Source organism: Ruoffia sp. FAM 24228, from assembly GCF_045528575.1.
Lineage (GTDB): Bacteria > Bacillota > Bacilli > Lactobacillales > Aerococcaceae > Ruoffia > Ruoffia halotolerans.
Map to the genome: position 1 here is coordinate 1 of NZ_JBGQQZ010000024.1, position 11826 is coordinate 11826.

The following is an 11826-nucleotide window of genomic DNA, read 5'->3' on the forward strand; positions in this document are numbered from 1 at the left end:
GTGTCATCGATTGCACACAAACGGAACACGATTCCACGGAAATCCTTACACTACCGAACACCGTTGGAAGTATTTTTGAGTTACTTAGATGAAGCAGTTTTGTCTAGCTTAATTTGACAAATCAAATCTATAAATACTAACTTTGGATACACCGACTTTACTAACATTGCAAAAAGTTAATAAACTGCCTGTTGAACGGCTTTCATCCCACCTTCAATGACGACAGGTTTATAGCCTTTATTAGCTAGAAAAGAAGCAGCTGCAGTTGCGCGATTACCTGAGCCACATAGTGTATAAATCTTCTGGTCTTTATCTAACTTTTGGTAGGTGGAAGGTAAGTCTTCAAGTGGAATATTAATTAAATTCTCTTCAGGGGCAGGACGTGTAATCTCATCAGGATGTCTGAGATCAAGTAAAATATAGTCATCTTCTACTGCAAGAAAATCATGTACGTTGATGGATTTGATTTGTTGTCTGCTTTCTATCGGAATATCGTGTGCTAAAATATATCCTTGAACATCAATAAATCCGACTTCTTGGCTCAATAATTCAAGCTCGTAAATGAAATCTTTTGATTCTTCATTAATAATAAAAATGATAGCTTGATCCGATGCGATAAATGATGAGGCGTACTTTTTGAAATTACTTGGATTAAGATTCAGCGTCTTTGGACCATGTCCAGCTTGATAGTCCAGTTGTCCACGGACATCGATGAGTTGTTGATTATTTATGTGTTTGTAATTGAGTTTTTTCATGGCGATAGTCTCCTTAGATGTTTGTATCGTAAGTATAACGGAGCAATATAGATAAGACAAAATGAAACGATTCTGTTTTTAAAGTTGAGACAAAAAATGAGTATAAGCCTCCCTTAGGAACTTATACTCGTCTTCTAATAAATTATACTGCTAAATATTCTTTACATGCTGCTTCGCATTCACGACACGCTTTAGCGCATTCTTTACAGTGATCGTGATCATGTTGTTCACATTCACTTGCACAAGTATCACAAGCTTTAATACACAACGCAATCGACTCATCTAACAAGGGACTTTGACGATGTGAGAAAGATACAACCATACCACATATATCAGCACAGTCTCGGTCTGTCCGAATACATTCCGCCATCATTTTTACGTCTTCTTCTTGCAAGCATCTATCAAAACAGTGCTCGCAAGCTTTTTGGCATGCCATTACTTTTTCGATTAATTTCTCTTTTGCTTGTACCATAATTTTCCCTCCTTATTTTTCTATTATCTTTATTATTATTGTACAATAAGCTTACTATGTATACGCTTTATCTGCAAATGATATCCATTTACTTAGGCGACCATTCTCGCAAAATGCACTCGTACAGTTTTTCTATCCACTAAACAGTTGTGATAAACTGAAAGATAATAAAAGTAAAAAAATCTGGGAGGTTGATTGAATGAAAGCAGAGATTATATCAGTCGGTTCAAGTTTGTTAAAAGGCTTAGTTGAGAATAAAAATGCAGCTTTTATTGCTCGTAAGTTGACTTCTGTAGGTATTAATGTGACTCAAGCAGTTATGATTGATAATTCTAAAGAAAAGCTATTGGAAACCATTGAGAAAGCAGAGCAACAAGCAGATGTACTCGTGTTTACAGGTGGCTTAGGTCCTGATGAGGACGATATCGTCAAAACAACACTATCAGAGCATCTCGATAAACCACTGGTCTTAGATGATGACACACAAAACCGAATTATTACTTACCATAAAAATTCAGACTTAATCATGCCAAAAAATAACCAACTTCAAGCGCTAACTTTACTTGATTCGATTCCGTTAGTGAATGTCACAGGTCTCGCTTTGGGAATGTTTTATCAATCTGATACCCATACGTATATCTTACTACCAGGACCAACTGATGAATTAAAACCCATGTTTACCGAGAAAGCCTGGCCACTTATTATTGAGCATCTTTTGAATGGACAAGTCGTCTCAACAAAGCTAGTCCGACTGTTTGGTTTAACAATGGCTCAAGCGCAGAGAAATCTCGGTGATATTTTGGTATCTGACGACTCGACATTTATTGAGATTTTTCCAGCGGGTTTAGAGATTGAAGTTCAGATTACTGCGAGAGGTCTTGACGCCGATGAGGTTCATCAACTCATTGCTAAAGCTGAGAGTGAGATTGAAAAAAGTGTTGCTCCTTATATTATTGGCTACGGTGATCAAAATTTACCTAATATTGTAAGAAAGCTACTAAAAGAGAAGGAGCTTAAAATAACTGGGGCTGAGAGTTTAACAGGGGGCGCATTTTTAAGTGATTTGTCGAGCTTATTTGAAGCTGGCCTATTTTTTGATGGAGGGATGGTTACGTATGATGAATCCATTAAAAAAGAAGTTCTAGGTGTAGATGAGGAAGTCATTGAAACGCATGGTGTAGTGAGTGCAGAGTGTGCATTTGAGATGGCTGAAAAGGCACTTGAAGCGTTTGGGGCAGATCTCGCTGTGTCCTTAACGGGAGCGGCAGGGCCAAGTTCACTAGAGGGTGAGATACCGGGAACTGTCTGGATTGGTGTGGCGGTTAAAGAGAAGTCTACTTTTGCGAAGAAATTCCACTTTGGATACAAGCGTAATCAGAACCGTGAATACTCTGTTTGGAGTGCATTTAACCTGATTCGTCAGGTTCTTTTGGACGAAGAGATTGAATCAATAATTTATAAAGAAAAAGTGAAAAAAGATGAATGAAACGCTTGACAAGCAAACGCTTACATGGTACTATGTAGTTAGTAAAGAGAGAGATGCAACTGTAAGTAAAGATTGGCGTTTCACTCTTTACGACAGAACCGTCTTAAAGGTTCGGAGTAGCAGTGAAAGTGCTACTCAGCGTATCAGGACTATCTGTTGTTTACCATAATGCTAGAGGTAACTGTGTAAAGAAATAGCGAAGTCTAGTAGATGTATATAAATGACAGTGGTGTGTATTTAAGTTTAGATGTGCAAGTGTGAAGAAATTTGCATTTCAACAGGTAGTGACCAATACGCAGAAAGTAATGTGGTTCCGATGCAAGAAAAGTATAAATTAACACACAGAAAAACGACACGCAACACACTCGTTTATTCAGATATATAGTACCAAACGGAATGACATTACTAAATTTTTAGGGGAAGGGCATAAAGCCCTTCCTTTTTGTATTGGAATGGATTTGGTTGGCGGCTAGAGTACAATCGCGAATGCGTGTGGCAAGAAATCGCTCAACTCAAGCCAAATGACAATCCCGTTTGTCTCAAGTTCACCCAACTCAAGCCAAATGACAACTCCGTTTGTCTCGAGTTCACCTAGCTCAAGACGATTGAGAATCTCGTTTGTCTCAAGTTCATTCAACTCAAGCCAAATGAGAATCCCGTTTGTCTCGAGTTCACCCAACTCAAGCCGAATGACAACTCCGTTTGTCTCAAGTTCATCTAACTCAAGCCAAACCACCCCGCCATTTGTCTCAAGTCTGCATTTTCCCAACTCCCACAAGTAGTATCACAAGAAAAGTTCTGTAAACTTTGCTAAGATTAGAATAAAGATAAATATAAGCAAAGAGGAGTGAGTGATATGAATATTAATCCAGTAAAAGCCTTTTCTGACAACTATATTTGGGTCATAGATAATGGAACTGATGGAATTATTGTCGATCCTGGTGAGTCAGCGGGTGTTTTAGATTATTTTGACAAAGAAGCATTGGACTTAGCTGCGATCATCCTAACGCATAAACACGATGACCATATTGGTGGGGTTAAAGATGTCTTAGCAAAATACCCAGAGACACCTGTTTATGGACCGAAAGAAACTGCCAGTCTCAACCAAGTTACTGTCAAAGATGGCGATGAGTTTGAATTATTGAACCAAACCTTTAAAGTGTTTAAAAGCGGTGGTCATACCGAAGGGCACATCAGTTACTTAATGGGAGATGACTTATTCTGTGGGGACGCATTGTTCTCAGGCGGTTGCGGACGTGTATTCACCGGGGATTATCAAGCTCAGTATGATGCGCTTCAAACCTTTAAAGCTCTACCAAATGAGGTCAAAGTCTATGCAGCGCACGAATATACAGAAACGAATTTACGTTTTGCTCACGAGACAGATCCAACAGATCCGTCATTTGCAAAAGCTTTAGAAGAAGTACAAGCACAAAGAGCAAAAGATCAACCGACTTTACCTTCGACAATTGGAATAGAAAAAGACATTAACTTGTTCCTACAAGCTGAAAACTTAGAAACTTTTATTGAATTAAGAACAGCGCGAGATAATTTTTAAGCATAGTTAAAAGGAGAGAGAATCATGGAGCTGATATTCATTCGCCACGCGAAAGCTGAAGAGCGCAGGGAAGGACTCGTTGACATCGACCGCCACCTGACTGATAAAGGGAAGGAAAAATACGCAAAACTACTACCCGAACTCGAAGAAAAACTCGGGCCACTGAAAGAACGGAACTTTGTCAGCTGGTCAAGTCCGGCTAACCGAGCACAAGAAACTGCCGCACTCGCCACTGATAAATTAAAGCTTGAGAAACCAAGGATTCATGAAATTATCTATACTGGAGAGATAGAAAAGTTTTTAGAAGCATTAAAAACCGTTCAAGATGATGCGACGTTACTCGTCTTTGGACATGAACCGACTTTAAGTGAGTGGGTATATGAATTCACTGGTGAGTCCCGCCGGATGCGAAAAGGGTCAATGGTTAGTATGGAAGTGACACAAAGAGACCCACTCAAAGCCACATTCAATTGGCAAATTCGCACATAAGTAAGTTGAGTAGGAAAGGAATGTCGACACTGAAACCACAATATTTACAATTACAACCTTCAGCCGCCGATGAAAAACGGTGGGTAGCAGAAATTACGGGCGACGATCCGACCTTTATCCTTAGCCGAGAATTCCAACCCGAAATTGAGCCCGGCGTTTGGGCGATGTATGACGGCTGGTACCAAATTCACGGACAAACGCCTGGGATCACCCCTTTTCAAAAGGAATATGTCCGAGTCTTAGACGGGAAGATGACGCGGAGACTAGATTTCCGTTTTGTTAAAGAACATGTGCCGCAAATAAAAGCAGCGGAACCTGAACGGAAAGAACGTCTAAAGCACCAGATTATTTCTGTATTCAATGAAATAAAAGCCGAAGTGCCTCATGAACTCGTTGATGAAGCAATCATGCAACAACAAGAAGACTTGGATATGGTCGAAACTTCCCAAGAACTCCTAGGTGGGTTGAAAGTGCTATTAAAGCAAAAAGACCGAATCATCAAACGCTACAAAGAAGCCGTCGAGAACTTTCATGAAGAATGGTAAGCAAATTTATTAGAGAATTGTCTAGAGAGGCAGTTCTTTTTTTTAGTATAAAATATGAGCTTATTGTCAACTAAATTTAAGTGTAATTATATCGAAATATTTATTTAAAATAGTGTAATATCAAGCTTATTTAATGTAGTCTCGCAAGGCAAATAAATTTAATTGCTTTAAATTAAATGTTATATTAAGAATATGAAAAAGTAAGGATGCTATTTTAAAAATCTTATAAACAAGAGGAGTTTACTATGAGTGAAATATATAAGAGGAAACTAGATGAAGTGCTTGAGGAATTCGACACTTCTGTTGAAGAGGGTTTGAGTGAGTCTCAAGTCGAAGAAAGTCGGGAAGAACACGGTGAGAATAAATTAGAAGAATCAGAAACAAAATCTAAATGGGAGATTTTTCTAGAGAATCTGAATAATATTATCGTTTACTTACTCGGTGTTGCGGCTGTTATTTCAGTCATAATGGGCGATTGGGTTGAAGCGGTAGCGATTTTATTAGCTGTTTTTATATCTGTCTTTACAGGGTATTTTGTTGAGGTAGGAGCTCAAAAATCGGTTGAAGCCCTCCAATCAATGGTGGATACAAAAGCAAAAGTGCGCCGTAACGGTGAAGAGATTGAAATCGATTCGACCGAACTTGTGCCTGGAGATATTCTAATCTTAGGGGAAGGGGATGCGATTGCGGCTGATGGGCGGTTAATTAGTGCCAATAACTTTGCGGTCATGGAAGCAGCCTTAACCGGAGAGTCTGAAGCGGTCGATAAAGATGCTGACGCAACGTTTGAAGAAGATGAAGCACTCGGTGACCAATTAAATATGGTCTTTTCCGGTACAGCAGTAACCCGCGGTAAAGCCGAAGCCGTTGTGACGGGTATCGGTATGAATACTGAAGTAGGTCAGATTTCAGAGATGTTAGATGAAGATCAAGACCGAGAAAGTCCACTAGATAAAGAAATAGACAAATTAGGTAAAGCTTTAATTATTGTTGCCTTTGTTGCAGCAGGATTAGTTTTATTAATTGGTATTCTTAACGGTCAAGATACGGCAGAAATGCTACATGTGGCAGTTATTCTAGCAGTAGCGGCGATTCCAGAAGCTATGCCAGCGGTTGAAACGATTACCTTATCCAACGGGATGTCGACGATGGCTGAACATGAAGCGCTCGTCAAAAGCCTATCCGCGGTTGAAACGCTAGGGTCAACGTCGATTATTGCTAGTGACAAGACCGGAACCCTGACGGAAAACCAAATGATGGTTGAACATCTAATTATTAAAAATGATGAAAAATATGAAGTTACTGGAAACGGTTATGAACCTAAAGGTACTGTGAAATACAACGGTGAAGTTGTTGACGTAGAAGCTGAGAATATTCATGACACAGACGCTTTAAATGACAACGATCAAGATTTACTGAAGCTGATTACTAATGGTTTTTTATCCAGTGATGCAAAATTAGTTAAGCAAGACGAGACGGATGAAAATGAAGAGGCGGATAATGACGGCGAGTATACTATTGAAGGAGACCCAACGGATGGGGCTTTAACTGTCTTAGGACACAAAATTGGTATGTCACCAGAATTTTTAAAAGAGACTGAATTTGAGCAACTAGCTGAAATTCCTTTCGATTCTGAGAAGAAATATATGGCTACTTTCCATAAACTGCCCGATAATATCTACCGTTTTATTATGAAGGGTGCTTTAGATGTAGTAGCTGAATATACAGACATTGATGATGAAGAAAGCGAATTTTGGTCAGAGAGGAACGAGCTTTTAACTGAAGAAGGGAACCGTGTCATCGGCCTAGCCAGCTATACGGTTGAAGACGAGAATGAAGCCAATGAGATTACAGAAGACATCGAAGGTTGGTTTGATAATAATCGTAAGATATTAACGATTGATGGCTTGTTCGGAATTATGGATCCACCAAGAGAAGATGTTGCCGAATCAATCAAACAAACGCAAGAGGCTGGTATTACTGTGAAAATGATTACCGGTGACCACCCTCGAACAGCGTCAGTGATTGCAAAAGAAATCGGGATTAACAATTGGGAAAACACCATGACTGGTAAAGAAATTGATCAAGTACACGATTCATCGGACTTCATTAACCGAATTAGAGAAACGGCCGTCTTTGCCCGCGTCTCTCCTGAGAATAAATTACAAATTGTTAGAGCTTTACAAGATGAAGGTGAAGTTGTGGCGATGACTGGAGACGGTGTGAATGATGCGCCTGCCTTGAACGGTGCTGATATCGGTGTCGCGATGGGAATTCGCGGGACGGAAGTTGCAAAAGAAGCATCTGATATGATTTTAACGGATGATCGTTACTCAACCATTGTCGATGCCGTGCGTGAAGGTCGAATTATTTTCGAAAATATTAAAAAGTTTGTCTCATTTTTATTCGCATGTAATATGGTTGAAATTGTATCAATTCTGTTCACAATTATCTTCCTATTACCAATGCCGATTCAGCCCTTACATATTTTATTCCTTAACTTATTAATTGATATCGGACCGGCCATTGCCTTAGCTTATGAAGAAGCCGAAGACAATGTGATGAATCACCCGCCACGTGATCCTGAAAAAGGGTTGGTCAACCGTCAATTCTTAAGTCGAATTATTATAAGTGGGATATTTATTGGACTAGGAGCTTTCGGAGTATTTTTCCTATTCCATAATTTCACAGACGTATCCTTAGAATATGCTCAAACGGCTGCCTTTACATATATGGCTATCGCTCAATTAATGCATATCTTTAACGTCCGTAAATTCAAATCCTTTGGCCTGGACCGCACGCTATTCCATAATAAATTTTTAGTGGGTGCCATGGCTTTAGGTGTCGCTTTACAATTGGTTGCCGTTTACTTACCATTTATGAATAATGTCTTAGGGACAGAACCACTGACATTGATGACTTGGGGAATTATTCTAGGCTTTGCGGCTGTGGCTACATTTATCGTTCATTGGTTGAAAATGTTAACCAATAAAATAGGTGCTGAAGAATAACAAAATAAGAGAGCTCACAAATGACGTGAGCTCTCTTTTCATTTAATAAACATCCAACATTAAAAGCACAAGAGGCATCGCAGCAAAGGCTAAATTGACAACAAAATGCGCGATAATGATAGGAAATAGTCGTTGATGATAGTGGAAAATCAAAGCACTACCAAGTCCCCAAAAGAAGAATGCGCCAATATAAACTAAGGCCCCTTGCCAACTCGCCGCTAACATACAATGTTGCAAGCCGAAACCAATCGACGGAATGACAATACCTGCCCACGGCTTACCAAAACCTTCAGCAAACTTAGGCTGGGCATAACCTCGGTACATGATTTCTTCAATCGGCGCATTAATAAATGGAAAGAATAAAGCGACAATCGCGCCAACCCACCTTAGCCAAACAGGTGTAGTTAATGGATTGTTAGCTAAATCACCCGTAAAGATGACTTCGAACTGGTTAAGATAATCGGTTCCAAAAATTAAAAACGCGACCCCATTTACCGCAGCAGCAAAAGGGATAAAGAGTACGAAAATCCAAAGCAGCCCCCATAGGAGATCTTTACCTAAACGGTCCCTTTGAAAATCAATCACATCCCAAATCGAACGACCTTCTGAATGTAGGAGTCGTGTCATTAAATAGAGAGAAAGGAGATTGGCTATCATAAAATATATGACTGCGATATCGGGTGAAAAAGGGAACGGAATGTTTAACAACAAACTCATTAGACTCATGATCAAAAGTAAAAGCGGCAACCGGATGAACGAGACAAGCCAAGCTTTTTTCATTATCAACCTCTCCTTATGAAAGCGCCGTTATATTTTAATCTTATCATAAACGGAGGAATTTATATAAATGTAATGGATATAAGTTGACTTGTACGAGTTACATGTGTAAACTAAACTTTAAACAACGACTACAATTGTAGTCGTAATCATAAACTTGGTTTGAAAGGAGATATTTTATTGACAGAAGCAATACCAACGTTAAAAATTACCGATGCAGAATGGGAAATTATGCGAGTCATCTGGGCTCAAGGCAAGGCGACAAGTCGCGAAATTATCCAAGTTTTAGAAGATAAAATGAACTGGAAAGCTAGTACAATTAAAACTTTAATCAGCCGTTTAGTAGAAAAAGGCGCTTTGGATACCGAACAAGAGGGACGCAAATACATTTACTCATCTAAACTGACAGAAGAAGCCAGTTTAGATGAATCTATTTCAGATATGTTAGCTCGTATTTGTAATAAGAAAGCCGGGGAAGTAATCGGAGATATGTTAACCAACGCGCCTTTAAGTCAAAGTGATATTGAAGAATTAATGAGCATTTTAAAAGAGAAAAAGAAAACGGCATTGGACGTTGTGGCATGCGACTGTGTGTCTGGCCAATGTGAGTGTCAAGTAAATTTAGGAGGGGAATTGAATGAGTAAGGATAAACAACATCATCACGACCATCACAATCATCATGACCACGGAGGGCATGACCATCACGACCATCACGACCATGATGAGCACATGGATCACGGTGGCCACGGACATCATCACCACCATGGGAATTTTAAACAAATTTTCTTAAGATCTTTACCGATTGGGTTAATCATTATGTGGATTTCTCCACTGATGGGCTTGGACATACCGTTTCCATTTCAATACACTTTTCCATATTCGGATATTTTAGCTACCGTGCTGTCTACATTCCTTATTTTCTATGGAGGGAAGCCGTTCTTTCAAGGTGCGGTTGGTGAGTTTAAAGAGAAATCACCAGGGATGATGGCGCTTGTGTCTTTAGGGATTGGCGTGTCGTATTTATATAGTGTCTATGCGGTAATTATGCGCTATGTGACGGGCGAGTACCTGATGGATTTTTACTTCGAATTCGCATCGCTAATCCTTATTATGTTGCTTGGACATTGGATTGAGATGGTTGCTTTAGGTAATGCCGGAGATGCTCAAGCCTCTTTAGCAAAATTACTTCCGAAAGAAGCACAAGTTGTCTTACAAGATGATTCGATTGAACAGCGCCCGGTAACAGAATTAAAGGTTGGCGACACTGTCCGAGTTCAAGCAGGCGAAAACATTCCAGCTGATGGAGAAATCATTCGCGGAACGTCTCGAGTGAATGAAGCGCTACTGACGGGTGAATCTAAACCGATTGAGAAATCCGAAGGCGACACAGCTATCGGAGGATCAACTAATGGACAAGGGACGTTATTTATTAAAGTCAGCCAAACTGGAAATTCATCATTCCTCTCTCAAGTTCAAAGTTTAGTCACAGAAGCTCAAGGTAATCCGTCTCGAGCAGAGAACAGAGCACATCAAGTTGCGAGTTGGTTATTTTATATTGCGCTCGGTGTGGCATTAGTGACATTCGTCGCTTGGTGGGTAATTGCTGATTTACAAACATCGATTTCTTATACGGTAACCACGCTTGTTATTGCTTGTCCGCATGCTCTAGGATTAGCGATTCCACTTGTGATTTCACGAAGTACTAGTTTAGGTGCTAAACGCGGACTACTTGTGAAAGACCGTGAAGTTTATGAATTAACAACAAAATCAGACACGATGATCCTCGATAAAACAGGAACGCTGACTACTGGTGAATTTAAAGTATTAGCGATTGATTCATTATCAAGTGACTATAACGAAGATGAGCTATTAGCTATCATGGCTGGAATTGAAGGCGGGTCAAGTCACCCCATCGCTCAATCAATTATCGAATATGCCTCTGAGGAAAATGTAAACCCCGTTGACTTCACATCAACAGAAGTCGTTTCTGGTGAAGGAGTTGTGGGAACTTATCAAGATACAGAGTATAAATTAGTGAGTCAAAAAGTGTATGGAAAGTCGATTGAAATTGAAATTTTACCTGGTGCAACGATTAGTATTTTAACTAAAGATGGCGAAGCATTGGGCGCAGTGTCTCTAGGTGACGAGCTTAAAGAAACGAGTAAAGAACTGATGAGAATTCTCAAAGACAAAGGCATTACGCCAATTATGGCAACAGGTGATAATGAAAATGCCGCCAAAGGTGTCGCAGAAACTTTAGGTATTGATTACCGTGCAAACCAGTCACCGCAAGACAAATATGATTTAATTAAAAGTCTACAGTCTGAAGGTAAGACGGTTATTATGGTTGGAGATGGTGTGAATGATGCGCCGTCACTCGCATTGGCTGATGTCGGAGTCGCCATTGGAGCCGGAACGCAAGTGGCAATTGATTCCGCAGACGTTGTCTTAACCCAATCTGAACCCGGCGACATTGAATCCTTTATCGAACTGTCTTTCAAGACAAACAGCAAGATGAACCAAAACTTACTTTGGGGAGCAGGCTATAATTTCATTGCAATTCCATTGGCTGCGGGTCTTTTGGCACCTATCGGAATCACTATTTCGCCCGCGCTCGGTGCAATTTTAATGACACTTTCAACAATTATTGTCGCAATGAACGCACTCACTTTAAATTTAGATGATTAATTTTTAAAATAAAAAATGAAAATCGCCCTTTTTTACGTATATAT

At 39.8% G+C, this 11826-nt stretch carries 11 protein-coding genes and 1 pseudogene; 8 read left to right on the forward strand and 4 right to left on the reverse strand.

The window, feature by feature from the left end; all coding sequences use genetic code 11:
• Positions 1-117 (forward strand): annotated as a pseudogene (locus ACEN33_RS05655) (IS30 family transposase); the annotation flags it as partial.
• 59 nt (positions 118-176) lie between these two features.
• Here the strand turns inward: ACEN33_RS05655 and ACEN33_RS05660 are convergent.
• On the reverse strand, positions 177-755 hold the full coding sequence (locus tag ACEN33_RS05660) for a rhodanese-like domain-containing protein (protein WP_407090347.1): 579 nt from the start codon (positions 753-755) through the stop codon (positions 177-179).
• A 142-nt stretch (positions 756-897) separates the two neighbouring features.
• Positions 898-1227: a four-helix bundle copper-binding protein gene (locus tag ACEN33_RS05665; protein WP_407090348.1), complete on the reverse strand. Its 330-nt coding sequence runs from the start codon at positions 1225-1227 to the stop codon at positions 898-900.
• A 199-nt stretch (positions 1228-1426) separates the two neighbouring features.
• On the opposite strand from ACEN33_RS05665, the gene ACEN33_RS05670 reads away from it, so the two are divergent.
• Positions 1427-2713, forward strand: a complete 1287-nt coding sequence (locus ACEN33_RS05670; protein ID WP_407094228.1) for a competence/damage-inducible protein A — start codon at positions 1427-1429, stop codon at positions 2711-2713.
• 469 nt (positions 2714-3182) lie between these two features.
• On the opposite strand, the gene ACEN33_RS05675 is transcribed toward ACEN33_RS05670, so the two are convergent.
• Entirely contained in the window at positions 3183-3482 is a 300-nt protein-coding gene (locus ACEN33_RS05675) for a hypothetical protein (protein WP_407090350.1), read from the reverse strand.
• A gap of 87 nt (positions 3483-3569) precedes the next feature.
• On the opposite strand from ACEN33_RS05675, the gene gloB reads away from it, so the two are divergent.
• The 4 genes from gloB to ACEN33_RS05695 all read left to right on the forward strand — a co-directional run bounded on the left by gloB (position 3570) and on the right by ACEN33_RS05695 (position 8316).
• Complete coding sequence (gloB, locus tag ACEN33_RS05680) at positions 3570-4271, forward strand: hydroxyacylglutathione hydrolase (protein ID WP_407090351.1); 702 nt, start codon at positions 3570-3572, stop codon at positions 4269-4271.
• Between the two features lie 24 nt (positions 4272-4295).
• Positions 4296-4760: a SixA phosphatase family protein gene (locus ACEN33_RS05685; RefSeq protein WP_407094723.1), complete on the forward strand. Its 465-nt coding sequence runs from the start codon at positions 4296-4298 to the stop codon at positions 4758-4760.
• Between the two features lie 20 nt (positions 4761-4780).
• Positions 4781-5305, forward strand: a complete 525-nt coding sequence (locus tag ACEN33_RS05690) for a hypothetical protein (protein WP_138404762.1) — start codon at positions 4781-4783, stop codon at positions 5303-5305.
• Between the two features lie 245 nt (positions 5306-5550).
• Positions 5551-8316, forward strand: a complete 2766-nt coding sequence (locus tag ACEN33_RS05695; RefSeq protein WP_407094724.1) for a cation-translocating P-type ATPase — start codon at positions 5551-5553, stop codon at positions 8314-8316.
• A 42-nt stretch (positions 8317-8358) separates the two neighbouring features.
• Here ACEN33_RS05695 and ACEN33_RS05700 read toward each other — a convergent pair whose 3' ends face one another.
• Positions 8359-9096 (reverse strand): CPBP family intramembrane glutamic endopeptidase, encoded by a 738-nt coding sequence (locus ACEN33_RS05700; RefSeq protein WP_407094725.1) that lies wholly within the window; start codon positions 9094-9096, stop codon positions 8359-8361.
• A gap of 177 nt (positions 9097-9273) precedes the next feature.
• On the opposite strand from ACEN33_RS05700, the gene ACEN33_RS05705 reads away from it, so the two are divergent.
• Positions 9274-9738: a CopY/TcrY family copper transport repressor gene (locus ACEN33_RS05705; RefSeq protein WP_407090356.1), complete on the forward strand. Its 465-nt coding sequence runs from the start codon at positions 9274-9276 to the stop codon at positions 9736-9738.
• The gene (locus ACEN33_RS05710; protein WP_407094726.1) at positions 9731-11782 is read left to right on the forward strand and encodes a copper-translocating P-type ATPase; all 2052 of its coding nucleotides are present in this window, start codon (positions 9731-9733) and stop codon (positions 11780-11782) included. Before ACEN33_RS05705 ends, ACEN33_RS05710 begins: the two co-directional genes overlap by 8 nt.
• Positions 11783-11826: the final 44 nt, after the last annotated feature.